Source organism: Plantibacter cousiniae (nom. nud.) (assembly GCF_977070315.1).
This window is the reverse complement of sequence record NZ_CDRVEU010000007.1, coordinates 293,644-317,980: the sequence shown is the minus strand read 5'-3', so window position 1 is coordinate 317,980 and position 24,337 is coordinate 293,644. Positions and strand designations below refer to the sequence as shown.

The window sequence follows — 24,337 nt, the reverse complement described above, 5'->3', positions numbered from 1 at the left end:
GAGCGTCACCCACGGCATTCCCACGCTGGAGCGTGAGGAACGATCACCTTGTAACTATCGTGCCCATGCTCCGCGTGGGTATGCATTTCTGGACGCTCCGCGTCCTATCCGGAATGTGCGGCGCGGCGCAGATCTGTGACGCGGAGCGTCACCCACGGTATTCCCACGCTGGAGCGTGAGGAACGATAGCCGCACGCGAGAACACCATCGTGCCCATGCTCCGCGTGGGTAGGCCGTTATGAGCGTGAGTCGCGACGCAGATTGACTCAGACCGGCGGCTGGGTCGCGATCATCGACGGGCGTTGACTGACGTCCAGATACCAGGCGGCCAGTCGCGGATAAGTGCTGCGCCAGTTCAGATCCGGCTGGCGGAAATCCAGATATCCAAGTGCAGCGGCGACGCTGATCGATGCGACATCGAAGGACGTGCTGAGCTCGGTGACCGCGTCGCTTTCGAAGTAATGCAGCGAGCGCTCAATCTTCTGCTGCTGGTTGTCCAGCCACTGATTCCAGTGTTTTTCCTGCGGACGCAAGGCAGTTTCGTAGCGGATCATTACCGCTGCATCCAACACCGCATCGGCCAGCGAAGCCAGGGTCAGGCGCCTCCAGCGTGCCGAGCCTTCCCGGGGGATCAGTGGCAGGCCCACGTGCTGGTGGTCGAGATAATCAAGAATCACCCGGCTGTCGTGAATGACGTTGCCGTCAGCCAGCCTTAGCGCGGGAAGTTTGCCGGCCGGGTTGTCTTCATTGAGCTCGGCAGACGGGCTGACCGGCGTCAGCACTGTGGTCTGCAACTCGACGCGATCGAGCTGAGCGGTTTCATGCAGCATCACCATCACCTTGCGGGCGAAGGGTGAAGCCGCGTTGAAGTACAACGTCATCGTGGGCGCTGACATGGGTATTCCTCGAATGAGACAGGGTCCTAGACTAGTCAGCCTGTGACGCGTCTGCAATCAGCGTTTCAATCAGCCGCGCCGCACCAGCAAGCCCTTGATGCTCAACAGGGCAGCCGTCCCCATGCCCAGCCACGCCAGCGTATCCCACCAGCCATCGCCCAGCAGCGCGGCGAACAAGCCGACGCCGATAAGCAGCGCTATCACGGCGGGTATCGCAAAGGTCCTCCAGAATCGCGATGGCCTGGAACTCATTGCGCCACCTGAGCCCGAACCATGCTCACCGAGCGCGCGGCACGACGCCTCACCCACCACAGGTAGACGCCGCTGCCGAGTACGATGATGGTCAGCACGTCCAGCACTGCCCAGAGAATCTTCATCGGCATGCCGCCGTAATCACCGAAATGCAGAGGTTGCGACATGCCCAGTGCGTCCATATACCAGGGACGTTCGACCACGGCGGTGACTTGCAGGGTCTGCGCGTCGATCAGCACCGGTGTGGCGAGGTGCGCAGTCAGGTGTGTATTGCCTTTGAGGAACACCGCGTAATGATGCTCGCTGGAGAAGCGCGTGCCGGGGAAAGCGATGAAATCGGCCTGCATGCCCGGCGCAGCGGATTCGGCAATTTCCAGCAATCGAGTCGCCGGGGAGCGCTGGGTCAATGGCGGCGCGTCCTTGTAAGGGGCGATCATGGTCGCTAGCGCATCATTGCGCCAGGAGGCAATCAGCAGATCGGCACAGGCGCTGATTACCCCCGTCACGCCGACCACCAGCGCCCAGGTCAATGTCACTACGCCGATCAGGTTGTGCAGGTCCAGCCAACGCGTACGCCTGGATTTATTGACCCGCACCTGGCCGAACTCCAGCTTGCGCATGAACGGCGCATACAACACGGTCCCGGAAACGATCGCCACCACAAACAGCAAGCCCATGAACGCCAGCAGCAATTTGCCGGGCAGGTTGGCGTACATGTCTACATGCAGGCGCAGCATGACCATCATGAAGCCGCCGTTGGCAGAAGGCATCTCCAGCGCCTCACCGGTGCGCGCATCGAGGGCGAAGGTGTGCGAGGAATTGGGCTCGGTGCCGGCGGTTGCAGCGGTGATTGCCATTACGCCATTGGGGTCTTCGTCGTCCCAGCCGAAATACTGCATCACCTCACCGGGGCGATGCGCTTCGGCTGCCCTGGCCAGTTGCTCCAGATCCAGGCGTGGTGTGTCGGCAGGCATCTCCCGGTAATGCGGGGCGTCGCCGAGCAGATGATCGATTTCATGATGAAAGATCAGCGGCAGGCCGGTGACAGCCAGCATCAACAGGAACAGGGTGCACATCAGGCTGCTCCAGGTATGCACGATGGACCAGCGGCGCACGGTTTGGCTTTTCATGGTTTATCCACAGACGAAGAGACGCAACGCTAAGCACGTCCCCGAAATGACTTGTAAGACTAAGCCGCTCGAAACCGAAAAAGTGTCAGGGCGATCCGCTGTCTGCATGAACGGGTATGTTTCAGAGTTTTGCCGGAGGATTACCGGGCTGTTGATCCCTGGGCAGCACGGACACCCACCACGCCGTGTGTTGTTCTATCTGCACAGGCAAGGTCGGCAGCAGCGCCTTGAGCGCCAGGTCAGTGTCTTTCAACGGGAAGGTACCGGTAACCCGCAGATCAGCCACCTTCGGGTCGACGCCCAGATGTCCTGCCCGGTAACGCCCCAGTTCAGCGAGCATGTCCGCCAGCCGCGCGTTGTCCACCACCAGCATGCCGCGCGTCCAGGCGTCGACACCGGAAGGTATGCCAAGCAACGGGCCCAGTCCGTTGCGGGTCAGCAGCACCTGTTGGCCCTCGCGCAGAACCTGTTCACCGGAAGCATTGCGCGGGTGGGCGACAACCGCCGATTGCAACACGCTGAGTCGTGTTCCATCGGACTCGCGTCGGACCAGAAAACGCGTTCCCAGAGCGCGCATCTTTCCATCCGCCGTCTCGACGATGAAGGGCCGCGGGTCGTCATGATCGCCGGTCTGCACCAGTATTTCACCGTCCTGCAGAAGGACCCGACGTTGCTGCGCATCGAAGCGCACATCGATTGCGCTGTGGGTGTTGAGGCGAATCAGGGTGTTGTCCGCCAAACGCACGTCACGCTGTTCACCGGTGGCGGTGCGCTGGTCGGCAAGCCAGTAATCTATCGGCAGATAGCGGTCGCCGACGAACAATGCCAGACCCAAGGCCATGAACACCCCGGCCAGACCGCCACCGAGCTTGCGCAAACTGTGTCGCAGGGCTCCCGGTGACTGATGCAATGCCTTGCGTGCCGGACCTGCGGGCAAAGCAAAGCGCTGATTGACCATGCCCAACTGGCTCCAGGCCCGGGCATGCTCTTCATCGGCAGCCAGCCAGCGCGCCAGTTCGGCGTCATTGCCGTCGTTGCTGTCCATGTTCAGTTGCCACTGGATGGCCGCATCGAGCACGCGGGCAGAGACCGGTCTGGCGTTCACGTCGGCTCACCGTAAAGTGCCACGTAGCACTGACGCATGGCCTGAGCCAGGTATTGCCTGACGCGCGAGACCGAAACGCCCAGCCTCTCGGCAATCTCAGCGTGACTCATGCCGTCGAGGCGACTGTACAGAAAGGCTGCCCGTGCCTTGCTGGACAGTGTGCCGAGCATGCTGTCGATCGCCTTGAGGTCTTCCAGAATCAGCATCTGCTCTTCCGGAGAGGGCTGCTCGGCCTCGGGCACCTGCATCAACTCCCCAAGATAGGCCTGCTCCAGCGCAGCGCGTCGGAAGTGATCGAACATCAAGCCTTTGGCGACGGTTGCCAGGAAAGCACGCGGTTCTCTGGGCGTGAGCAATTCATGGCGCCCCAGCAAGCGCACAAACGTGTCCTGACTCAAATCCTGAGCACGTTGCGGGCAGGCGACATTGCGTCTGAGCCAGGCCAGCAGCCAACCGCGATGATCGCGATACAGCGCACCAACGATCTCGCTATGAGTGCTTGGGACTGACGACACGAATGGCCTCGATGAGAAAGTTCTAACTAAAGAGAATCATTCGCGATTGTGGCAGAGCGGAGGGGTAGTGGCAATTCGCGTCTGTCGGGAGGCGGGTCTGAATCGAGTGGGCGCTCGTACCCATGCTCAGCGCACATTGCGAAGCGGAGCGTCGGGAAATGCAGTCTCACGCTGAAGCGTGAGGAACAAGAATCCTGTAACTATCGTGCCGATGCTCCAGTGTGAAATACATTCACGCTGGAGCGTGCACAACGACAGGCGTCCCGGGAGGACGCCTGGGCGTTAGATCAGGCCTGGTGGCTGATCTCGCGCAGCGGCTTGCCGCGTGCCGGCTTGTCGCCTGCGACGAAGTAGTCGGCCGTGCTGCGTGGCAGCGGCTGGCGACCACGGATCTTGTCGGCGATTTTCTCGGCGATCATGATCGTCGGTGCATTCAGGTTACCGGTGGTGATGATCGGCATGATCGAGGCATCGACCACACGCAGGCCTTGCAGGCCATGCACGCGACCCTGACCATCGACAACCGCCATTTCGTCGGTGCCCATCTTGCACGAGCAGGACGGGTGATAAGCCGTCTCGGCATGCTCACGCACGAACTGGTCCAGTGCCTCATCAGACTGCACGTCGATGCCGGGGCTGATTTCGCGGCCACGGTACGGGTCCAGTGCCGGCTGCTGCATGATCTCGCGCGTCAGGCGGATGCCATCGCGAAACTCCTGCCAGTCCTGCTCGCTGGCCATGTAGTTGAACAGGATGCTCGGGTACTCGCGCGGGTCTTTGGATTTGACCTGCACGCGGCCACGGCTCGGCGAACGCATGGAGCCGACGTGAGCCTGGAAACCGTGTTCCTGAACGCCCTTGGTGCCGTTGTAGTTAATCGCGACCGGCAGGAAGTGGTACTGAATGTTAGGCCATTCGAACGCTTCACTGGAGCGAATGAAACCACCGGCTTCAAACTGGTTGCTCGCACCGATACCTGTACCGAGGAACATCCACTCGGCACCGATGGCAGGCTGGTTCCACCACTTCAGCGAAGGGTACAGCGACACAGGCTGGGTGCAGGCGTACTGCAGGTACATCTCCAGGTGATCCTGAAGGTTCTGGCCAACGCCCGGCAGGTCATGAACCACCGGAATATCCAGCTTGTTCAGCACTTCGGCCGGGCCGACGCCGGAACGCTGGAGAATCTGTGGCGAAGCGATCGCGCCGCCACACAGCAGCACTTCCTTGCGGGCACGGGCCTGGATGCGGGTGTCGCTGTCACCTACCAGGTACGCCACGCCGACGGCACGCTTGCCTTCGAACAGAATGCGATCGGTCAGCGCGTGAGTGACGATGGTCAGGGTCGAGCGCTTCTTGGCCTCGTCCAGATAACCACGGGCGGTACTGGCGCGACGACCGTTAGGCGTCACGGTGCGGTCCATCGGACCGAAACCTTCCTGCTGATAACCGTTGAGGTCGTCAGTGCGCGGGAAACCGGCTTGCACGCCCGCCTCGACCATCGCGTGGAACAGCGGATTGTTGCCCGCCTTGGGCGTGGTCACGCTGACCGGACCTTCACCACCGTGGTAGTCGTTCGGGCCGATGTCGCGGGTTTCGGCCTTGCGGAAGTACGGCAGGCAGTCGAGGTAGCTCCAGTCTTCGAGACCCGGCTCCTTGGCCCAGCCGTCGTAGTCCATCGCGTTGCCGCGGATGTAGCACATGCCGTTGATCAGCGATGAGCCGCCCAGGCCTTTACCGCGGCCGCATTCCATGCGGCGGTTGTTCATGTGCGGCTCTGGCTCGGTCTCGTAGGCCCAGTTGTAGCGACGGCCCTGCAGCGGAAATGCCAGGGCGGCAGGCATCTGGGTGCGGAAATCCAGCCGGTAGTCCGGGCCACCGGCTTCGAGCAGCAGAACGGTGACGCCTGCGTCTTCGGTGAGACGGGCTGCCAGGGTGTTACCGGCCGAGCCGGCACCAATGATGATGTAGTCGTATTCGGATTGAGTCGTCATAGAGGCTCCCTCATAGAGCTGCGAGTTTCAAGCCTTGGCCGCAAGCAGAAGCAGCGAGGCGATACTCGTGAAAATGGGGTGCGGCAGGCAGCTTTTGAGTGCGTCTGCTTGAGGCCTGCCGCGTGCCACTGAAACCGTGTTTAGAAAACCGAGGCGTAATCGCCCAGTTCGATTTGTACCGACTTGATGCGCGTGTACTGGGCCAGCGAGCTGATGCCGTTCTCACGACCGACGCCCGACTGCTTGTAGCCGCCGACCGGCATTTGTGCCGCCGACTCGCCCCAGGCGTTGATCCAGCAGATACCGGCTTCCAGCAGATGAATCACGCGGTGGGCGCGGTTCAGGTCGCGGGTCACAATGCCTGCGGCCAGACCGAAGTCGGTGTCGTTGGCGCGGCGTACCACTTCGTCTTCGGTGTCGAAACCGAGGATGCTCATCACCGGGCCGAAGATTTCTTCACGCACGATGGTCATCTCGTCGGTGCAGTCGGTGAACACGGTCGGCGCAACGAACGCGCCCTTGTCGAACACACCGCCGGTCAGGCGATCGCCGCCGCACAACAGACGTGCGCCCTGCTCTTTGCCCTTGGCGATATAACCCAGCACGCTTTCCATGTGCTCGAAGCTGACCAGCGGGCCGAAATTGATAGTTTCGTCTTCCGGGTTGCCGGCGCGGATGCGCTTCACACGCTCGAGGATTTTCGCTTCGAACTCGGCTTTCAGAGCGTTCGGCACGAACACGCGGGTGCCGTTGGTGCAGACCTGACCGGAACTGTAAAAGTTGGCCATCATCGCGATATCGGCCGCACGGTCCAGATCGGCATCGTCGAACACGATCAGCGGTGATTTGCCGCCCAGTTCCATGGTCACTTCCTTGAGCGACGAGCTCGAGGCGCTGGCCATGACTTTCTTGCCAGTGTCGGTGCCGCCGGTGAAGGAGACTTTCTCGATGCGCGGGTGCTCGGTGATCCAGGTACCGACTTCACGGCCGCTGCCGGTCAGCACGTTGAATACGCCGCTCGGTACGCCCGCTTCGGTGTAGATTTCTGCCAGCTTCAGGGTGGTCAGCGAAGTGACTTCACTCGGCTTGAAGATCATCGCGTTACCCGCGGCCAGCGCCGGGGCGGATTTCCACAGTGCGATCTGGATCGGGTAGTTCCAGGCGCCGATACCGGCCACTACACCCAGCGGCTCGCGGCGGGTGTACACGAATGAAGAGTCGCGCAGCGGAATCTGCTCACCTTCGATGGCGGGTACAAGACCGGCGTAGTATTCCAGCACGTCGGCACCGGTCACGATGTCCACGTAGCGGGTTTCGGAGATGGCCTTGCCGGTGTCCAGCGTTTCCAGAGCGGCCAGTTCATCGTTGCGCTCACGCAGGATGTCGACGGCACGGCGCAGGATGCGCGAACGCTCGACGGCGGTCATGGCGGCCCAGATTTTCTGGCCCTTTTCGGCGGCGACGACGGCGCGCTCGACATCGTCCTTGCCGGCGCGCTGGATCTGCGCCAGGACTTCGCCGTTCGCCGGATTGATGGCGTCGAAGGTTTCAGGGTTGCTGGCATCGACATAACCGCCATCGATGTAAAGTTTCTGCAGTTCAAAACGGGCCATAAAGTCCTCGCAAATTCAGTGGGGGGGCGATGACTGATTTCAGTGTGCCGGGTTCGTTCGGCAACAGGCTTTTACAGTCGTTCGGTAAGGGGCTTCGAAAGCTTCAGCTCGCCGATTTCGCCAATTGGAAATCCATGTACTCGTAAGCGATCCGTTGCGCTTGCTCGGTGTCGAATGCATCGCCTGACAGCGCGCCTCTCAGCCACAACCCGTCTATCAGGGCTGCCAGCCCGCGGGCGGCGCTGCGTGCCTGTTCCAGTGGCAAGGTGCGGCGGAACTGACAGCACAGGTTCGAATACAAACGGTGGTCGTTGATACGCTGCAATCGGTGCAGCGAAGGGTGATGCATGCTGGTCGCCCAGAAGGCCAGCCAGGTTTTCATGGCCGGGCCGCTGACCTGACTGGCGTCGAAGTTGCCTTCGATGATCACTTGCAGGTGACCCCTGGGGCTGTCCTCGGTCAGCGCCTGACGGCGTTCGCGGACGTTCTGGATCAAGGCGTTCATCAGATGCCGCATCGTGGCGGCGATCAGGCCGTTCTTGTCCTGAAAATAGTGACTGATGATGCCGTTGGACACGCCTGCCAGTCGCGCAATCAGCGCAATGCTGGCATCGCCCATACCGACCTGATCGACCGCAGTCAGCGTGGCCTGGATCAACTGTTGGCGGCGGATGGGTTGCATTCCGACCTTGGGCATTGGCGCGATTCTCCCGGGTGTCTGCAGTGATCGTTGTACCAAAACGGTGAGACCAGTCTAAAGATTTTTTATTGAACGATCAATCAATAAAAAATAATCGGCGGGTTTTCGCCGGTAAACGGCAAGCTGAAAAGCGCCTGAATGCGGGGGTTCTGGAGGATGCGTCAAGGCGCAGATTCGTGACGCGGAGCGTCACCCACTGCATTCCCACGCTGGAGCGTGAGGAACGATATCTCAACTATCGTGCTCAGCTTCATCCTCAACTATCGTGCGACGCTCCGCGTCCGGTCTTCAGCGCTGGAACAGTCAATCCTGCAAAACCACATCCGCCAGTTGATCAATCGCTTCCTGCCGCTCCGCCTGATTCGGTTTGGCGTGCGGGTTGAGTGTGGACCATTGCGGGTGGGCGCGGGCGCGGTTCAGGGGCTCGGGGATTTTGCCTTTGCGCCAGGTCTTGTCCTGCGGTGTGGTCAGTTCGATGCTGTGCAGAGCCGCGTGGCCCCTGACACCCAGCGCCAGCAGCAAGTGGCGCTGACGCAGGGCGAGCAGGCGCAGTACCGCATCATCGACGGTCAGTTCTCTGCGCCCCTTGAACTTGCCGAGCAACCGGCCTCCGTAGCTGCGCGCCGTGGATAACGCACCACCAGCAATCGCGCCGACCAAAGCCGCCGCGCCAAGCGTTACGCCGCCGACCATCAGGTCGACCCCTGCCCCGGCCGCAGCGCCAGCCGCCACCCCGCCGCCAACGCGCACGCCCATCAACTTCAGGGTTTCCGGGTTGAACAGATCATCGCCCCAACGACCGTCCATCAACGGCAAATCGCTGCTGGACACATCATCCTTGCGAAACGCATACAGCTTGAGCAGCGCCTCGACACATTGCTGTTCGCGCTGGCGAACCGCCTTGCGCAACGCTTCCACAGCCTGCTGCTCCTGCTCGGCAGTGGTCTCGACGCTACGCCGGCATGCAGCACAATCAACCAGCAGTTCGGCGATCAGGCGAGCAGCGCTGTGACGTTTGGCCGTGCGCTGTTTTTCCTGATCCTCAATCAAACGCTCGAGCCGCGGCCGCGCGCTTTCCAGCAGAAGCGCCAGGCTTTCATAGAGACGTCGACCGCCGTCTTCCGGCGGTGCGACGCTGTCGAAGCGCACCAGTGCATGCAGCCCCAGGCGTGAAAGCGCTTCGCGCCACTCCGGCTCGCGGTGTTGCTGTGCACTGACGAAATTCAGCACCGGCAGCAGTGGCTTGCCACAACTGGCCAGCACCGCCAGCTCATCACGGTACTTGGCGAGTACCGGTTCGCGTGCATCGATCACATACAGCCCAGCGTCCGAGCCGAGCAACTGGCGCATGACTTTGGCCTCCTGCTCAAAACGCTGGCGTGCCTCGCTGCCCTCCAGAAAGCGCGCCAGTCGCGCCGGTCCGTCCAGACGCTCGCCGGGACGGTCCAGGCGCTCCAGATAATCGAGCAGTGCGATAGCGTCTTCCAGGCCAGGCGTGTCGTACAGCTCGACCAAGGCCTCGCCGTCCACAGAAAGGCGCGCGCCTTCGACATGACGAGTCGTGCTGGGGCGATGGGACACTTCGCCAAAGCTGACATCACCGGTCAGGGTACGCAGCAGCGAGGTCTTGCCGACGTTGGTATGACCGACCACCGCCAGCTTGATCGCACGAGTGCTGTCTGCTTCAGTCATGGCCTGTCTCCAGCCAGTTCAAGGGCGCACTGTCGGCGTGTGGCAACTGCAACTGATCCAGCGCGACATGCCAGTCGCCAAGGCGCTCGGGGTCAAGCCTCTGCCCGGCAGGCGCGGGCAGCAGCCAGATACGCGCTGCACCGGCGCAGCGTGCCAGTTCGGCGATCAACGCCAGACTGCCACGGTCCGGCGAGCGGCGCGGGTCGCAGGCGATCACTATGCGCGCAGGCGGATACTGGGTCAGTTGCTCCAGCAGCTTGTGGCGCGACTCACGGCTGTCGAGAACACCTGCATCAGCAACACCCGACGGCAGCGCTGGCGGCCAGACCTGCTGATCATCCAGCTCGATGGCCACCAGCAACGCGCCGTCGCTTTCGCTCGCCCCTGCGCCGGACTGCACCTGATGCAGTGCGGCAGGCTCGGCATCGTTGACACCCAGGCGCTCGCTGCTGGGCATCAGGCGCTCACGCAATTCAAGGTATTCGGGCAAATCCAGATCAAGGCGCAGCGCTGCCCTGCCCTGCTTCCAGCGCCACAGGCAGAACCCGGCCAGCAAAAGACGCGGCACGATGCCGTACACCAACAGCACACCGACCAGCCATGCCGCCCAGGCCTGACGCGCATTCTCGATACTCAACGCGCCATTGCCGCTGGCACGAATCATGGTTTCGTCCGGCACACTGAACCCCAGCCACGCCGGGATCGTACTGAGCGTCTGGGTGAGGCTGACGAACGTGTCGCTGCTCAGAATGGTGGTTTCCCAGACAAACCCGTAGCGTCGGGTCGCCATCAGCATCAACAGCAACACCAGCGCAGTGAGTAACGCCAGCAGCCACAGGCTGTGAACCACCAGCCCCAGCGCCCAGCGGTTCAGGCGCTGGCGTTGCAGCAGCAAAACCAGCGCGGGGGCAAGCTGCGCGGCCTGGGCGTCACGGGCGAGTTTTTCGCTCAGCCACAGCCACACTCGGCCCAGCCCGGTGTTACTGCGCCCGGCGAAGATCAGGCCCAGCGCCCAGGTCAGCAACAGCACAAGGTTCAGCCCCAGCAGGCTGCCCAGCGCCCAGAACACATTGACCGCTGCCTGCCCGTCGCCCATTGCAGCGAACGCCAGGCCCGCGCCACTGATCACCGAGAGCACCGCCAGCGCAATCAACGCCAGCCGTGCGCCCTGCTTCCAGTGGTGCAGTGCGCCAAGCATGCCGTCGCGCTGCGCCAGGCCGAGGGCGCGGTGGGTAATGCGCGCAGTCAGGTCGCCGCCGGCAGCGCGGGCACGGCGATTGGCTTCCTGATCATCCAGCACGCCCGCCTGCTGTTCACGCAGGCGCACAGCTTCGGTCAGCCAGAGGGTATCGAGGGGGGTCAGTGCAGTCACACAGTGTCTCTTGATTGAATTCAGCGGTGAGCATAACCGCAGTCATGGGACTGAGCACGGCGCATGTCAGTTCATTCGCCTGCCCTGCGACCTCTGATATCCTCGCGGCATGAAAACTCATCTCCCCCTCAGCCTGATTGCCGCCCTTGGTGAAAACCGAGTGATTGGCGTCGACAATTCCATGCCCTGGCATTTGCCGGGGGATTTCAAATACTTCAAGGCAACGACGCTCGGCAAGCCGATCATCATGGGCCGCAAGACCTGGGATTCGTTGGGTCGCACGCTGCCTGGCCGCCTCAACCTGGTGGTCAGCCGCCAGACTGATCTGCAGCTTGAAGGCGCGGAAGTCTTCGCTTCGCTGGACGCCGCCGTCGTGCGCGCCGAGCAGTGGGCGCAGGAACAGGGCGTCGACGAGGTGATGCTGATCGGCGGCGCGCAGCTTTATGCCCAGGGCCTTCCCGAGGCGGATCGCCTGTACCTGACTCGCGTGGCACTGAGCCCTGATGGCGACGCGTGGTTTCCTGAATTCGATACGGCGCAGTGGGCGCTGGTATCCAACATCGAAAACGCCGCCGTCGATGACAAGCCTGCCTACAACTTCGAAGTGTGGGAACGCGTCTGATCAGCAATTTCTGGAGCAATTGCGGCCGCTGACGAAAAACTGCAACAAAAGTGTCGTTTTTGGTTTCACTGTCGCAAATAAAGGGGCAAACGGCGTCATTTGGCCTTTTTCGGGTCGCTGACGTACTTTTGCCTTCACAATAATTTGTTACGGTCTGCCCCTTCGTTTTTTCGACAAGGGGAAATCGCCTATGAAACTCGTGCCAAAACTGTTGGCTGCTGCCGTCTGCTTCGGGCTTGCCAGCCAGGCTATCGCGGCCACCGAATTGAAGCATTGGCCCGAGCCTGCCGCCAAGGCGCTCGACGCGATGATTGCGGCGAATGCCAACAAGGGCAATTACGCCGTCTTCGACATGGACAACACCAGCTACCGCTTCGACCTCGAAGAGTCGCTGCTGCCGTACATGGAAAACAAAGGCCTGATCACCCGCGAAAAACTCGACCCCTCGCTCAAGCTGATCCCCTTCAAAGACACCGCCGAGCACAAGGAAAGCCTGTTCAGCTACTACTATCGTCTTTGCGAAATAGACGACATGGTCTGCTACCCGTGGGTCGCGCAGGTGTTTTCCGGCTTTACGCTTCAGGAGCTCAAAGGCTATGTCGATGAGCTGATGGCCCTGAAAAAGCCGATCCCTGCGACCTACTACGAAGGCGATACCGTCAAGCAGCTCAATGTCGAGCCGCCGCGGGTATTCACCGGGCAGACCGAGCTGTACAACAAGCTGATGGAAAACGGCATCGAGGTGTATGTGATGACCGCGGCGTCCGAAGAGCTGGTACGCATGGTCGCTGCCGATCCGAAGTACGGCTACAACGTCAAACCGCAGAATGTGATCGGCGTGAGCACGCTGCTCAAGGACCGCAAGACAGGCGAGCTGACCACGGCACGCAAGCAGATCACAGCGGGCAAATACGATCCGAAAAGCAACATGGGTCTGGAGCTGACGCCATACCTGTGGACACCGGCAACCTGGATGGCGGGCAAGCAGGCGGCCATTCTGACCTACATCGACCAGTGGAAAAAACCGGTCCTGGTCGGCGGCGATACCCCGACCAGCGACGGCTACATGCTGTTTCACAGCGTCGACGTGAGCAAGGGCGGCGTGCACTTGTGGATCAACCGCAAGGACAAGTACATGACCCAGCTGAACGGCATGATCAAGGACAATGCCGAAGCTCAGGCCAAGGAGAAGCTGCCGGTCACGGCGGACAAGAACTGGGTGATCGTCAAGCCGGACGAGATTCAGTAAGCGACACGACATTGCGGGTTGTCAGCAACCCGCAATGCCGGTCAGTCGACTTTCTCGAACTTCAGATCCCAGACGCCGTGTCCGAGCTTCTCGCCACGGCGCTCGAACTTGGTGATCGGCCGTTCCGCAGGGCGCGAAACGTACTGGTTGTCTTCGGCCTGGTTGCGATAACCGGGCGCCACGCTCATCACTTCCAGCATGTATTCCGCGTACGGGCCCCAATCAGTGGCCATGTGGAACACGCCGCCTGCCTTCAGCTTGCTGCGCACCAGTGCGGCGAATTCAGGCTGCACGATGCGGCGCTTGTGGTGACGACTCTTGTGCCACGGGTCCGGGAAGAACAGCATCAGTCGATCCAGGCTGTTGTCCGCAACGCAGCGGTTCAGCACTTCAATGGCGTCGCAATCGTAGACGCGCACATTGGTCAGCCCCTGGGTGAGTACGCCGTTGAGCAATGCGCCTACGCCTGGAGAGTGCACCTCGACACCGATGAAGTCGTGCTCGGGAGCCGCAGCGGCCATTTCCAGCAGCGAGTGGCCCATGCCGAAGCCGATTTCCAGCGTACGCGGCGCAGAGCGACCGAATACCTGATCGAAATCAACAGGCGTGTCGGTCAGCGACAGGCCATACAGCGGGAGGCCTTGATCGAGGCCGCGCTGCTGACCTTCGGTCATGCGGCCGGCACGCATCACAAAACTCTTGATGCGGCGGTGCGGGCGCTCTTCGCCTTCTTCGACAGCAGGCGACTCTGGGTGCGAAACGTGCGAATCAGTCATCAACGGGCTCTTACTTGATCAGGCCATCCAGCGGCGAAGACGCGCTGGCATAGAGTTTTCGTGGCATGCGCCCGGCCAGGTAGGCCAGACGACCGGCAATTACGGCGTGCTTCATGGCTTCGGCCATCATCACCGGCTGCTGGGCATGGGCGATGGCCGAGTTCATCAATACGGCTTCACAGCCCAGTTCCATCGCGATGGTGGCATCGGAGGCAGTACCGACACCGGCATCGACCAGCACCGGCACTTTGGTTTCTTCAAGAATGATCTGCAGGTTGTACGGGTTGCAGATACCCAGACCGCTGCCGATCAGGCCGGCCAGCGGCATGATCGCGATACAGCCGATTTCGGCCAGCTGACGGGCGATGATCGGGTCATCACTGGTGTAGACCATCACGTCGAAACCGTCCTTGACCAGGATCTCGGCGGCCTTGAGGGTTTCGATCACATTCGGGAACAGGGTTTTCTGGTCGGCCAGCACTTCGAGCTTGACCAGATTGCGGCCGTCGAGCAGTTCGCGGGACAGGCGGCAGGTGCGCACGGCCTCGGTCGCATCGAAGCAGCCAGCGGTGTTCGGCAATATGGTGTAGCGATCAGGCGGCAGCACGTCCAGCAGGTTCGGCTCGCCGGGATTCTGGCCCAGGTTGGTACGGCGCACGGCAACGGTCACGATCTCGGCGCCCGAGGCTTCGATGGCCAGACGGGTCTGTTCCATATCGATGTACTTGCCGGTGCCTACCAGCAGGCGCGACTCGAAAGTCCGACCGGCCAGGACGAAGGGCTTGTCGCTGCGAACATTGCTCATCGGAAATCCTCATAACGTGCAGATTGGGTTGGGCGCAGTGCGGATTGCGAACTAGCCACCGCCAATGGCATGAACCACTTCGACCTGATCGCCTTCACTCAGGACGGTCGCCGCATGTTGACTGCGCGGCACGATATCCAGGTTCAGTTCCACCGCGACCCGGCGCCCTGCAAGGTCCAGACGGGTCAGCAATGCCGCGACGGTTTCGCCATCGGGCAATTCAAAGGGTTCGCCGTTCAACTGAATGTGCATGCGAAAGCAGCCATCATTTTAGGGGGCCAGCATTCTAGCCCGATCAGCCGGTATGACCAAGGCAAAGCCACGCCATTCGTCTCAAGCACGGCCTGCTTTCCGGGGAGCAGGCGCTCAAGGAGGCGAGCCCAGCCTCCAGGCCGCCAGACCGAGCATCGACCAGCCGAACAGAAATGACAGCCCACCGAACGGCGTGATGATGCCCAGCTTGCTGAAACCGGTCAGGGTCAGCGCGTAGAGGCTGCCGGAAAACAGCAGGATACCGACCGCGAAGGAGAATCCGGCCCAGGTGATCAGGCGCCCGGGGATGTGCGTTGCCAGGATCGCCACGCCGAGCAGGGCCAGCGCGTGAATCAGCTGATAAAGCACACCGGTGTGGAACACCGCCAGATACTCGGCACTCAGGCGTTCCTTGAGACCGTGGGCAGCAAATGCGCCCAGGGCGACACCGGTGAAGCCGAAGAAAGCGGCCAGCATCAAAAAGCTACGAAGCATCAGGAACTCCAGTGAAAAATCGTCGAAAGGCGCACGGTCTGTATAATGGCCCGCTCAACGGGTTCGGCCAAGCCATCTCTATGCTGCAGTCTATTCTTCGTCGTATCGTCAAAGCCCTGCTGTGGTTCGCCGCAGGCAGTGTTCTCGTGGTTCTGGTTTTGCGCTGGGTGCCGCCACCGGGCAGTGCGCTGATGGTCGAGCGCAAAGTCGAATCCTGGGTCGATGGCGAGCCTATCGACCTGCAACGCGACTGGGAACCGTGGGACAAAATCTCCGACGACCTGAAAATTGCGGTCATTGCCGGCGAAGACCAGAAGTTTGCCGAGCATTGGGGTTTCGACGTCGACGCCATTCAAGCGGCCATCCTGCACAACGAGCGCGGCGGCTCGATACGCGGTGCCAGCACGCTCAGCCAGCAGGTGTCGAAAAACCTGTTTCTGTGGTCCGGCCGCAGCTACCTGCGCAAGGGGCTGGAAGCCTGGTTCACCATGCTGATCGAGCTGCTCTGGTCCAAGGAGCGCATCCTCGAGGTGTACCTCAACAGTGTCGAGTGGGACGAAGGTGTATTCGGCGCCCAGGCTGCGGCGCAACATCACTTCCGCACCAACGCCAGCGCGCTTTCCGCCCAGCAGGCCAGCTACCTCGCCGCCGTCCTGCCCAACCCGCGCCAGTGGAGCGCCAGCCACCCGAGCAGCTATGTCTCCCGCCGCGCGGGCTGGATTCGTCAGCAAATGCGTCAATTGGGTGGGGATGAGTATTTGCAGGGGTTGAACAGCAGTCGTCGCTGGTGATGGGCTGGCGCTAGTTCGGAGAAGAGGACGGCAGAGCGTCCAGAACGGCATGCCGATGCAGAGCGTCGCACGATAGCTGATACACAAACAAAAACGCCCCGATTGTCTCGGGGCGTTTTTCGTTGCTAGGTAGCCTTACGCGGCAATCGACGTCTTGAGCTTGTTCATCGCGCTTTTTTCCAGCTGACGAATACGCTCTGCAGAAACGTTGTACTTCTGCGCCAGGTCGTGCAGCGTGGCTTTTTCTTCTGCCAGCCAGCGCTGGTAGAGGATGTCGCGGCTGCGTTCGTCCAGCACGTCCAACGCCTGATGCAGATTGGCGGTGGAGTTGTCGGTCCAATCGGAGTCTTCCAGTTGACGCGCCGGGTCGTAGCGGTGGTCTTCCAGATAATTGGCTGGCGACTGGAACGCGCTGTCGTCATCCGCCTCGGCTGCCGGGTCGAAGGCCATGTCATGGCCCGTCAGACGGCTTTCCATCTCACGCACTTCACGCGGCTCGACGCCCAGGCTTTCAGCGACGCGATGCACTTCATCGTTGTTCAGCCAGGCCAGACGCTTCTTCTGGCTGCGCAGGTTGAAGAACAGCTTGCGCTGCGCCTTGGTCGTGGCGACCTTGACGATGCGCCAGTTACGCAGGATGAACTCGTGAATTTCAGCCTTGATCCAGTGCACGGCGAAGGACACCAGACGCACGCCCATTTCCGGATTGAAACGCTTCACGGCCTTCATCAGACCGACGTTACCTTCCTGGATCAGGTCGGCCTGAGCCAGACCGTAACCCGAATAACTGCGCGCGATGTGCACGACGAATCGCAGGTGGGCGAGAACCATTTGACGGGCCGCGTCCAGATCCTGCTCATAGTAGAGACTCTCAGCCAGTTCACGCTCCTGCTCGGGCGTCAGCAAAGGAATGCTGTTGACCGTGTGCACGTAGGCCTCAAGGTTCGCACCCGGGACTAGAGCATAAGCAGGTTGCAAAGAAGTGGTCATACGAAAAAACCTCCAGCGCACAGGTTATGTGCAGTTCAGCATTAGCCAGATTGACCCGGAACCGCTAACCAAGTTCCTTGATATTCAGAGGCCAGTCTGGTGAAACAATAATGTGGCTCTACCGGGGCGCCAGTTCACGAAGATGTCGGGCCACCGCAATCCAGGCACCGATATACCCTAACAGAACCGCTCCAAGCAAGAGGGAAAGACCATCACCCATCGGCACACCGGCCAGCGCAAAGTCACTTCCATAGAGACCTGCCAGTCCGACAACCGCGCCGTTCAGCCAGTTCAGGCCATAAGCCAGAACGCCCCAGGACAGGATACCCGCCCCGAAGCCGTACAGCGCGCCCATATAAAGGAAAGGCCTGCGCACGTAGCTGTCGGTACCGCCCACCAGCTTGATCACTTCGATTTCGATGCGGCGGTTTTCAATGTGTAGACGAATTGTGTTACCAATTACTAACAGCAAAGCCGAGACCAGCAGAACCGTCAAGCCGAAAACGAAACGGTCACCCAGTTTGAGGATCGCGGCCAGCCTTTCTACCCAGACCAGGTCCAGTTGCGCCTGTTCTACTTTAGGTAATCCGGCGAGTCGCGTACGCAAGGCTTCCAGCGCAGGTTTGTCCACTTCGTCCGGCGTCACCAGCACCACGCCCGGAAGCGGGTTCTCTGGCAATTCCTTGAGCGCCTCGCCCAACCCGGACTGCTGCTTGAACTCCCCCAATGCCTGTTCGCTGCTGATGTACTCGGCATCTGCCACACCGGGCATCGCCTTGATTTCATCGCGCAGGCGCGTGCCATCGGCAGTACTGGCATCCAGATTCAGATAAATCGAAATCTGCGCCGCGCGCTGCCATGAACCACCCAGACGCTCGACATTGCTCAGCAGCAACGACAAGCCCATCGGCAGACTCAAGGCAATCGCCATCACCAGACACGTAAAAAAGCTGCCAATCGGCTGTTTGCCCAGGCGCCGCAGGCTGTCCAGTAGACTGGAACGATGGCTTTCCAGCCAGGCGGACATCAGCGCACTGAAATCAGGGCCATCGTCATCGTGGTCGTGGCGCTGCTTTTTCTGTTTCGGCGGTAGCGGATCGGCCGCTTTTGGCGCGACGCGCTCTGAAACCTTGGGGCTGCGTGTGGCACTCATACTCCGGCCTCCCCGTCACCGATCAGACGACCGCGCTGCAGGGTCAGCATGCGATGACGCATGCGGGCGATCAATGCCAGGTCGTGACTGGCAATCAGCACGCTGGTCCCCAGTCGGTTGATATCTTCAAACACACCCATGATCTCCGCCGCCAGCCGTGGGTCGAGGTTACCGGTCGGTTCATCGGCGAGCAGCAGGGCCGGACGGTGAACAATGGCGCGGGCAATGCCGACACGCTGTTGCTGACCGGTAGAGAGATCACCCGGGTACAACTCGGCCTTGTCGGACAACGCTACCCGCTCAAGCGCCGAATCGACCCGCTTGGCGATCTCGGGCTTGGACAGGCCGAGAATCTGCAAGGGCAACGCAATGTTATTGAACACCGTGCGATCGAACAGCAACTGGTGATTCTGGAATACCACGCCGATCTGACGACGCAGAAACGGGATTTGTGCGTTGCTGATTTGCCCAAGGTCCTGACCGGCCAGCATCAGTTTGCCGGTGGTCGGACGCTCCATGGCCAGCAACAGGCGCAGCAGCGTGCTTTTGCCGGCACCGGAATGGCCGGTGACGAACAAAAACTCGCCGCGACGTACTCGAAAGCTCAGTTCATGCAACCCGACATGTCCATTCGGGTAGCGCTTACCGACCTGCTCGAATCGAATCATGGACGCTCCCGCTCCGCAAACAGTGCCTGAACAAAGGGTTCGGCCTCGAAGGTACGCAGATCATCGATACCTTCACCAACGCCGATATAGCGAATCGGCAAGCCGAACTGCTTGGCCAAAGCGAAAATCACGCCGCCCTTGGCGGTGCCGTCCAGCTTGGTCAGCGCCAGCCCGGTCAGCGTGACGGTCTGGTTGAATTGCTTGGCCTGATTGATAGCGTTCTGCCCGGTGCCTGCATCGAGGACCAGCAGGACTTCGTGAGGGGCATCTGCGTCCAGCTTGCCGATCACGCGGCGAACCTTCTTCAACTCCTCCATCAGATTGTCCTTGGTGTGCAGACGTCCGGCGGTGTCGGCGATCAGCACGTCGATGCCACGAGCCTTGGCAGCCTGCACGGAATCGAAGATGACAGAAGCCGAGTCGGCACCGGTGTGCTGAGCGATGACCGGTATGTGATTACGCTCACCCCAGACCTGCAATTGCTCGACGGCTGCAGCGCGGAACGTGTCGCCCGCCGCCAGCATGACCTTCTTGCCTTCCAATTGCAGCTTCTTGGCCAGCTTGCCGATGGTGGTGGTCTTGCCCGCGCCATTGACGCCGACCACCAGAATCACGAACGGCTTGTGCTCGGCCTTGATCACCAGCGGTTGCTCGACAGGCTTGAGCATCGCAGCCAGTTCGCCCTGCAACGAGGTGTACAACGCTTGGGCGTCGGTCAACTGCTTGCGCGCGACCTTCTGAGTCAGGCTCTTGATGATGACCGAGGTGGCCTCAACGCCGACATCGGCGGTCAGCAGGCGGGTTTCGATTTCTTCCAGCAGATCATCATCGATGGCCTTCTTGCCCAGAAACAGGCTGGCCATGCCTTCGCCGATGCTGGCACTGGTCTTCGACAGGCCCTGCTTGAGACGCGCAAAGAAGCCGACCTTGCCGGTTTCTGGCTCAGGTGTCGGTGCGGGCGCCGCCACTGCAACCGCTTGCGCAGCAGACTGAACAGGTTGCGGCATTACCTGCGCGAGCACTGGCTCAGGCTCTGCAACAGGTTGAACCAGAACCGGCTCAGGCATCGCGAGCGGCACGATATCCGCCACCGGCTCCGCTATGACGGGTTCAGGCTCCCGCGGTTCGGGCGCAACAGGGGCATGGTTCTGTTCAGGGATGGCCGGCGTGACATGCGGCTCTCGCTCGTCACTCAATGCCACCGGCTCTTCAGTCACCGGCAAGGTCAGCCAGGGCTGGGGCGACGGAGCACCGGGCTCGACATGACGTTGCGAGGCAGGCTCAGCCGCTTCGACGGTGACTTCAGACACCGATTGCGAGGCAACATGAGGCTCAACCTGCGGCGTCGCTGCAACCTGATCGGCGATCGGGTCGGGTTGCGTCGGGGATGATTCTGCTGGCTTCGACTCGGTTTGCTGCGGCTTCTTGCGCAGCCATCCGAACAGGCCTTTCTTCTCTCCAGCCTCGGCTGGGGTCTTCTTGTCGTCGTTGGAACCAAACATGGAGGACGGCTATCTCAAGGTTGCGGGGCGCCAGAGGGCGACCCGGAAAAATTCTGACATGCAAAACAGACTGCGTTTAGGACTTCTTGTTCACTCATCGGCCGCGTGTGCAGCTACCTTTACCTGCGTTTCAGACAGGTTTCACTCGCAATCGGCCAGTGAAGGCTGTCTCTGAAGCAAACGGATCAGTATCCTAACACCCCCGCGCCCGCCGACGCTAAGTTCAAGCGGGCCGTCCTACAGGTTCAAACTACGAATGAATGCTCTAGCCCGCCGCGCCGCAGGCCTGCTGCTCAGCACAATTTGTCTGCCTTTGACAGCATTGGCTGCTGATCCGCAACCGACTCACGAATTCACCCTCGACAATGGCCTGAAGGTTATTGTTCGCGAAGACCACCGCGCTCCTGTGGTGGTATCGCAGATCTGGTACAAGGTCGGCTCCAGCTACGAAACGCCGGGCCAGACCGGTCTGTCCCACGCACTTGAACACATGATGTTCAAAGGCAGCAGCAAAACCGGGCCGGGCGAGTCCTCGCTGATTCTCCGCGATCTGGGCGCTGAAGAGAACGCGTTCACCAGCGACGACTACACCGCCTATTACCAGGTGCTGGCGCGCGACCGCCTGAACGTCGCGCTGGAACTGGAAGCCGATCGCATGGCAACCCTGAAATTGCCCGCCGACGAATTCAGCCGCGAGATTGAGGTCATCAAGGAAGAGCGTCGCCTGCGTACCGACGACCAGCCAATGGGCAAGGCGTTCGAGCGCTTCAAGGCAATGGCCTACCCTGCCAGCGGCTATCACACGCCGACCATCGGCTGGATGGCGGACCTGGAGCGCATGAAGGTCGAAGAACTGCGCCACTGGTACGAATCCTGGTATGCGCCGAACAACGCCACGCTGGTGGTCGTCGGTGATGTGCAGCCGGACGAAGTCAAAGCCCTGGCAGAGCGCTTCTTCGGATCGATCCCGCGCCGCGATGTACCGCCTTCGAAAAAACCACTGGAACTGGCCGAGCCAGGCGAGCGCAAGATCACCCTGCACGTCAAAACCCAGTTGCCGAGTCTGATCTACGGTTTCAACGTACCGAGTGTCGCAACCGCTGAAGATCCCCGCTTGGCGAACGCCCTGCGTCTGATCGCAGCGCTGCTCGACGGTGGCTACAGCGCACGCATTTCCTCGCGCCTGGAACGTGGCGAAGAGTTGGTCTCCGGTGCCTCGTCGCGTTACGACGCGTTCGCTCGCGGCGACAGCCTGTTCATGATCAGCGCCACACCCAACCTGCAGAAGAAGAAAACCCTGGCCGATGTGGAAGCCGGGATCTGGCGCCTGCTCGATGAGCTGAAAACCAAGGCACCGTCCGCCGAGGAGCTGGAGCGTGTCCGGGCTCAGGTCATTGCCGGTGTGGTCTACGAGCGCGACTCGATCACCAGCCAGGCGACCATGATCGGAGAGCTGGAAACCGTCGGCCTGTCCTGGAAGCTGATGGACAATGAACTGGAGGCGCTGCAAAGCGTAACCCCGCAAGACATCCAGAAAGCTGCCAACACCTATTTCACCCGTGAGCGCCTCAGCGTTGCGCACGTTCTGCCTGAGGAGAAAGCCAAATGATCACGCGCAATGCTCCACGTCATGCGCTGCTTGGCCTGATCCTGGCCGGTTCGCTCGGTGCCTTTGTTGCACCGCCAGCCCTGGCCGACGACGCGCCTGCCGAGCAGGGCCAGGCCGCTCCCGCGCTGGGCAGCAACCTGCAGACCCTCAAGGAACTGGACGGCAAGGCTCCGGCCCGTCGCGCCCTGAATATCCAGACCTGGAATACCGCCGAGGGCGCCCGGGTGCTGTTCGTGGAATCCCGCGAATTGCCCATGTTCGACATGCGCCTGACGTTCGCCGCCGGTAGCAGCCAGGACCAGAAATCCCCCGGTATTGCCCTGCTGACCAACGCCATGCTCAACGAGGGCATCAAAGGCAAGGACGTCAACGCGATCGCCCAGGGCTTCGAAGGCCTGGGCGCCGACTTCAGCAACGGGTCCTACCGTGACATGGCGGTGGTTTCGTTGCGCAGCCTGAGTGCTGCGGACAAGCGCGATCCGGCCCTGAAGCTGTTCAGTGAGGTCGTGGGCAAGCCCACCTTCCCTGCCGATTCTCTGGCCCGAATCAAGAACCAGTTGATCGCCAGCTTCGAGACTCAGAAACAGAACCCTGGCGCTATCGCCAGCAAGGAACTGTTCAATCGTCTGTACGGTGATCACCCCTACGCTCACCCGAGCGAAGGCGACGCCAAGAGCGTCAACGCCATCACTCTCGCTCAGCTCAAGGCGTTCCACGCCAAAGGCTATGCAGCGGGCAATGCAGTGATTGCTCTGGTCGGAGACCTGTCGCGAGACGACGCGCAGGCCATCGCGGCACAGGTATCTGCCTCGTTGCCCAAAGGCCCGGCGCTGGCCAAGGTCGCTGACCCGGTCGAGCCCAAGGCAGGCACCACGCACATCGAATTTGCCTCCAACCAGACGCACCTGATGCTCGCGCAGTTGGGCATCGACTGTAACGATCCGGACTACGCGGCACTGACCGTGGGTAACTCGGTATTGGGCGGTGGCGGCTTCGGCAGCCGACTGATGACCGAAGTGCGGGAAAAACGCGGCCTGACCTACGGCGTGTCTTCCGGCTTCACTGCCATGCAGGTGGCGGGGCCATTCATGATCGGCCTGCAGACGCGTGCGGAAATGAGCGAAAACACCCTCAAGCTGGTGCAGGACATCGTTCGCGACTTCCTCGCCACCGGTCCGACCCAGAAAGAAGTCGACGATGTGAAGCGCGAACTGACCGGCAGCTTCCCGCTGACTGCAGCCAGCAATTCGGCCATCGTGGGCCAGTTGGGTGCCATCGGTTTCTACAACCTGCCGTTGACCTACCTCGAGGACTACATGGCCGCCGCGCAGAACGTGACCGTCGAACAGGTGAAAGCGGCAATGAGCAAACACCTCAGCGCTGACAAGATGGTCATCGTCACGGTGGGTCCGACCGTCGAGCAAAAACCCTTGCCGGCGCCGACCGACAAACCCGTCCGCCAACCTGCAGGGGTCCCGGAACACTGATGGCCAATCCACGTCCGAAGGGCCACAACGGCCTGGGTCAGCTTCGTATCATCGGCGGAGAATGGGGCAGCCGCCGCCTGACCTTCCCCGACGCCCCCGGCCTGCGCCCGACACCTGATCGCGTGCGCGAAACCCTGTTCAACTGGCTGGCACCCTACATCGCCGGTGCCCGGGTGCTGGACGTTTTCACGGGCAGCGGCGCGCTGTATTTCGAAGCCTTGTCGCGTGGCGCCAGCATGGGCCTGGCCCTGGACAGCAACGCGGCAGCCATCGCCAGCCTGCGCCAGAACCTCGATGCGCTGAACTGCAGCAGCGGTCAGGTCTCCCAGACCGACGCCCTGCGCCACCTGGAAACCGCCACCGCCTCGCCCTTTGACGTGGTGTTCCTCGACCCGCCCTTCCATCAGGGCCTGCTGGCTTCAGCCTGCAACCTGCTGGAAAGCCACGGCTGGCTGGCCGACACCGCCTGGATTTACACGGAAAGCGAAACACCGCCATCGACCACCGGCTTGCCGGGCAGCTGGCGATTGCACCGCGAGAAAAAGGCTGGTCAGGTGTATTACGCGTTGTGGCAGCGGAGCCAGGGCTGACAGCTCACGAACCAATGCTCCGCGTTTGGCATGCAGCTCTGAACGTTCCGCGTCCTGTTGACGACGCAGAGCGTCGTGA

At 61.3% G+C, this 24,337-nt stretch carries 24 protein-coding genes; 6 read left to right on the top strand and 18 right to left on the bottom strand.

Annotated features, from left to right (window positions below):
- Window positions 1-266: 266 nt before the first annotated feature.
- The 10 genes from ACW55A_RS15980 to ACW55A_RS15935 form a co-directional block, all read right to left on the bottom strand.
- Window positions 267-896 carry a glutathione S-transferase family protein gene (locus tag ACW55A_RS15980; protein WP_024661874.1) on the bottom strand — a complete coding sequence of 210 codons (630 nt, stop codon included), beginning with the start codon at window positions 894-896 and terminating at the stop codon, window positions 267-269.
- A 69-nt stretch (window positions 897-965) separates the two neighbouring features.
- A complete protein-coding gene (locus ACW55A_RS15975) occupies window positions 966-1,148 on the bottom strand; it encodes a hypothetical protein (RefSeq protein WP_002555613.1) in 183 nt (60 codons plus the stop codon).
- A complete protein-coding gene (locus ACW55A_RS15970) occupies window positions 1,145-2,278 on the bottom strand; it encodes a PepSY-associated TM helix domain-containing protein (RefSeq protein WP_455808616.1) in 1,134 nt (377 codons plus the stop codon). Before ACW55A_RS15970 ends, ACW55A_RS15975 begins: the two co-directional genes overlap by 4 nt.
- Before the next feature lie 121 nt (window positions 2,279-2,399).
- The gene (locus ACW55A_RS15965; protein WP_455808615.1) at window positions 2,400-3,383 is read right to left on the bottom strand and encodes a FecR domain-containing protein; all 984 of its coding nucleotides are present in this window, start codon (window positions 3,381-3,383) and stop codon (window positions 2,400-2,402) included.
- Window positions 3,380-3,898, bottom strand: coding sequence for an RNA polymerase sigma factor (locus tag ACW55A_RS15960; RefSeq protein WP_003372500.1), 519 nt, complete (start codon window positions 3,896-3,898; stop codon window positions 3,380-3,382). Before ACW55A_RS15960 ends, ACW55A_RS15965 begins: the two co-directional genes overlap by 4 nt.
- Window positions 3,899-4,185: 287 nt before the next feature.
- Entirely contained in the window at window positions 4,186-5,892 is a 1,707-nt protein-coding gene (gene betA, locus ACW55A_RS15955) for a choline dehydrogenase (RefSeq protein ID WP_024661877.1), read from the bottom strand.
- A 140-nt stretch (window positions 5,893-6,032) separates the two neighbouring features.
- Window positions 6,033-7,505, bottom strand: a complete 1,473-nt coding sequence (gene betB / locus ACW55A_RS15950) for a betaine-aldehyde dehydrogenase (RefSeq protein ID WP_498811436.1) — start codon at window positions 7,503-7,505, stop codon at window positions 6,033-6,035.
- Between the two features lie 103 nt (window positions 7,506-7,608).
- Window positions 7,609-8,202, bottom strand: a complete 594-nt coding sequence (gene betI / locus ACW55A_RS15945; RefSeq protein WP_455808614.1) for a transcriptional regulator BetI — start codon at window positions 8,200-8,202, stop codon at window positions 7,609-7,611.
- Window positions 8,203-8,508: 306 nt separating this feature from the next.
- Window positions 8,509-9,897 (bottom strand): DUF3482 domain-containing protein, encoded by a 1,389-nt coding sequence (locus ACW55A_RS15940; protein WP_455808613.1) that lies wholly within the window; start codon window positions 9,895-9,897, stop codon window positions 8,509-8,511.
- A complete protein-coding gene (locus ACW55A_RS15935) occupies window positions 9,890-11,269 on the bottom strand; it encodes a DUF2868 domain-containing protein (RefSeq protein ID WP_046720099.1) in 1,380 nt (459 codons plus the stop codon). Before ACW55A_RS15935 ends, ACW55A_RS15940 begins: the two co-directional genes overlap by 8 nt.
- A 109-nt stretch (window positions 11,270-11,378) precedes the next feature.
- On the opposite strand from ACW55A_RS15935, the gene ACW55A_RS15930 reads away from it, so the two are divergent.
- On the top strand, window positions 11,379-11,891 hold the full coding sequence (locus ACW55A_RS15930; protein WP_455808612.1) for a dihydrofolate reductase: 513 nt from the start codon (window positions 11,379-11,381) through the stop codon (window positions 11,889-11,891).
- Between the two features lie 190 nt (window positions 11,892-12,081).
- The gene (locus ACW55A_RS15925; RefSeq protein ID WP_024661887.1) at window positions 12,082-13,140 is read left to right on the top strand and encodes an HAD family hydrolase; all 1,059 of its coding nucleotides are present in this window, start codon (window positions 12,082-12,084) and stop codon (window positions 13,138-13,140) included.
- A gap of 41 nt (window positions 13,141-13,181) precedes the next feature.
- Here ACW55A_RS15925 and trmB read toward each other — a convergent pair whose 3' ends face one another.
- The 4 genes from trmB to ACW55A_RS15905 form a co-directional block, all read right to left on the bottom strand.
- Window positions 13,182-13,916, bottom strand: coding sequence for a tRNA (guanosine(46)-N7)-methyltransferase TrmB (trmB, locus tag ACW55A_RS15920; protein WP_498811435.1), 735 nt, complete (start codon window positions 13,914-13,916; stop codon window positions 13,182-13,184).
- Window positions 13,917-13,926: 10 nt separating this feature from the next.
- Window positions 13,927-14,721 (bottom strand): thiazole synthase, encoded by a 795-nt coding sequence (locus ACW55A_RS15915; RefSeq protein ID WP_003304387.1) that lies wholly within the window; start codon window positions 14,719-14,721, stop codon window positions 13,927-13,929.
- 51 nt (window positions 14,722-14,772) lie between these two features.
- Window positions 14,773-14,973 (bottom strand): sulfur carrier protein ThiS, encoded by a 201-nt coding sequence (gene thiS, locus ACW55A_RS15910; protein WP_003372514.1) that lies wholly within the window; start codon window positions 14,971-14,973, stop codon window positions 14,773-14,775.
- A 114-nt stretch (window positions 14,974-15,087) separates the two neighbouring features.
- A complete protein-coding gene (locus ACW55A_RS15905; RefSeq protein ID WP_024661886.1) occupies window positions 15,088-15,468 on the bottom strand; it encodes a DUF423 domain-containing protein in 381 nt (126 codons plus the stop codon).
- An 11-nt stretch (window positions 15,469-15,479) separates the two neighbouring features.
- Here ACW55A_RS15905 and mtgA point away from each other — a divergent pair, with 11 nt between their 5' ends.
- Window positions 15,480-16,259, top strand: coding sequence for a biosynthetic peptidoglycan transglycosylase (gene mtgA, locus ACW55A_RS15900; RefSeq protein WP_499140454.1), 780 nt, complete (start codon window positions 15,480-15,482; stop codon window positions 16,257-16,259).
- A gap of 135 nt (window positions 16,260-16,394) precedes the next feature.
- Here the strand turns inward: mtgA and rpoH are convergent, their stop codons facing one another.
- From rpoH to ftsY, 4 genes are all read right to left on the bottom strand, one after another.
- On the bottom strand, window positions 16,395-17,249 hold the full coding sequence (gene rpoH, locus ACW55A_RS15895) for an RNA polymerase sigma factor RpoH (protein WP_002555629.1): 855 nt from the start codon (window positions 17,247-17,249) through the stop codon (window positions 16,395-16,397).
- A gap of 118 nt (window positions 17,250-17,367) precedes the next feature.
- Window positions 17,368-18,402, bottom strand: coding sequence for a permease-like cell division protein FtsX (gene ftsX / locus ACW55A_RS15890; protein WP_003372518.1), 1,035 nt, complete (start codon window positions 18,400-18,402; stop codon window positions 17,368-17,370).
- Window positions 18,399-19,070, bottom strand: coding sequence for a cell division ATP-binding protein FtsE (gene ftsE / locus ACW55A_RS15885; RefSeq protein WP_002555631.1), 672 nt, complete (start codon window positions 19,068-19,070; stop codon window positions 18,399-18,401). The genes ftsX and ftsE overlap by 4 nt, the downstream gene beginning before the upstream one ends.
- Window positions 19,067-20,572: a signal recognition particle-docking protein FtsY gene (gene ftsY / locus ACW55A_RS15880; RefSeq protein ID WP_498811434.1), complete on the bottom strand. Its 1,506-nt coding sequence runs from the start codon at window positions 20,570-20,572 to the stop codon at window positions 19,067-19,069. The genes ftsE and ftsY overlap by 4 nt, the downstream gene beginning before the upstream one ends.
- A gap of 256 nt (window positions 20,573-20,828) precedes the next feature.
- Between ftsY and ACW55A_RS15875 the strand changes: the two genes are divergently transcribed.
- Genes ACW55A_RS15875 through rsmD form a run of 3 tightly spaced genes read left to right on the top strand, consistent with a single transcriptional unit; the run spans window position 20,829 to window position 24,258 of the window.
- Window positions 20,829-22,181: a M16 family metallopeptidase gene (locus ACW55A_RS15875; protein ID WP_498811433.1), complete on the top strand. Its 1,353-nt coding sequence runs from the start codon at window positions 20,829-20,831 to the stop codon at window positions 22,179-22,181.
- Window positions 22,178-23,668 (top strand): M16 family metallopeptidase, encoded by a 1,491-nt coding sequence (locus ACW55A_RS15870; RefSeq protein ID WP_498811432.1) that lies wholly within the window; start codon window positions 22,178-22,180, stop codon window positions 23,666-23,668. The genes ACW55A_RS15875 and ACW55A_RS15870 overlap by 4 nt, the downstream gene beginning before the upstream one ends.
- On the top strand, window positions 23,668-24,258 hold the full coding sequence (rsmD, locus tag ACW55A_RS15865) for a 16S rRNA (guanine(966)-N(2))-methyltransferase RsmD (RefSeq protein WP_065348899.1): 591 nt from the start codon (window positions 23,668-23,670) through the stop codon (window positions 24,256-24,258). The genes ACW55A_RS15870 and rsmD overlap by 1 nt, the downstream gene beginning before the upstream one ends.
- The last annotated feature ends 79 nt before the right edge of the window (window positions 24,259-24,337 follow it).

What these genes read in the sequence shown, in the direction of transcription:
- ACW55A_RS15980 (WP_024661874.1), bottom strand. Translation starts at nt 896, where the DNA reads ATGTCAGCGCCCACGATGACGTTGTACTTCAACGCGGCTTCACCCTTC.
- ACW55A_RS15975 (WP_002555613.1), bottom strand. Translation starts at nt 1,148, where the DNA reads ATGAGTTCCAGGCCATCGCGATTCTGGAGGACCTTTGCGATACCCGCC.
- ACW55A_RS15970 (WP_455808616.1), bottom strand. Translation starts at nt 2,278, where the DNA reads ATGAAAAGCCAAACCGTGCGCCGCTGGTCCATCGTGCATACCTGGAGC.
- betA (WP_024661877.1), bottom strand. Translation starts at nt 5,892, where the DNA reads ATGACGACTCAATCCGAATACGACTACATCATCATTGGTGCCGGCTCG.
- betB (WP_498811436.1), bottom strand. Translation starts at nt 7,505, where the DNA reads ATGGCCCGTTTTGAACTGCAGAAACTTTACATCGATGGCGGTTATGTC.
- betI (WP_455808614.1), bottom strand. Translation starts at nt 8,202, where the DNA reads ATGCCCAAGGTCGGAATGCAACCCATCCGCCGCCAACAGTTGATCCAG.
- ACW55A_RS15940 (WP_455808613.1), bottom strand. Translation starts at nt 9,897, where the DNA reads ATGACTGAAGCAGACAGCACTCGTGCGATCAAGCTGGCGGTGGTCGGT.
- ACW55A_RS15930 (WP_455808612.1), top strand. Translation starts at nt 11,379, where the DNA reads ATGAAAACTCATCTCCCCCTCAGCCTGATTGCCGCCCTTGGTGAAAAC.
- ACW55A_RS15925 (WP_024661887.1), top strand. Translation starts at nt 12,082, where the DNA reads ATGAAACTCGTGCCAAAACTGTTGGCTGCTGCCGTCTGCTTCGGGCTT.
- trmB (WP_498811435.1), bottom strand. Translation starts at nt 13,916, where the DNA reads ATGACTGATTCGCACGTTTCGCACCCAGAGTCGCCTGCTGTCGAAGAA.
- ACW55A_RS15915 (WP_003304387.1), bottom strand. Translation starts at nt 14,721, where the DNA reads ATGAGCAATGTTCGCAGCGACAAGCCCTTCGTCCTGGCCGGTCGGACT.
- thiS (WP_003372514.1), bottom strand. Translation starts at nt 14,973, where the DNA reads ATGCACATTCAGTTGAACGGCGAACCCTTTGAATTGCCCGATGGCGAA.
- ACW55A_RS15905 (WP_024661886.1), bottom strand. Translation starts at nt 15,468, where the DNA reads ATGCTTCGTAGCTTTTTGATGCTGGCCGCTTTCTTCGGCTTCACCGGT.
- rpoH (WP_002555629.1), bottom strand. Translation starts at nt 17,249, where the DNA reads ATGACCACTTCTTTGCAACCTGCTTATGCTCTAGTCCCGGGTGCGAAC.
- ftsX (WP_003372518.1), bottom strand. Translation starts at nt 18,402, where the DNA reads ATGAGTGCCACACGCAGCCCCAAGGTTTCAGAGCGCGTCGCGCCAAAA.
- ftsE (WP_002555631.1), bottom strand. Translation starts at nt 19,070, where the DNA reads ATGATTCGATTCGAGCAGGTCGGTAAGCGCTACCCGAATGGACATGTC.
- ftsY (WP_498811434.1), bottom strand. Translation starts at nt 20,572, where the DNA reads ATGTTTGGTTCCAACGACGACAAGAAGACCCCAGCCGAGGCTGGAGAG.
- ACW55A_RS15875 (WP_498811433.1), top strand. Translation starts at nt 20,829, where the DNA reads ATGAATGCTCTAGCCCGCCGCGCCGCAGGCCTGCTGCTCAGCACAATT.
- ACW55A_RS15870 (WP_498811432.1), top strand. Translation starts at nt 22,178, where the DNA reads ATGATCACGCGCAATGCTCCACGTCATGCGCTGCTTGGCCTGATCCTG.
- rsmD (WP_065348899.1), top strand. Translation starts at nt 23,668, where the DNA reads ATGGCCAATCCACGTCCGAAGGGCCACAACGGCCTGGGTCAGCTTCGT.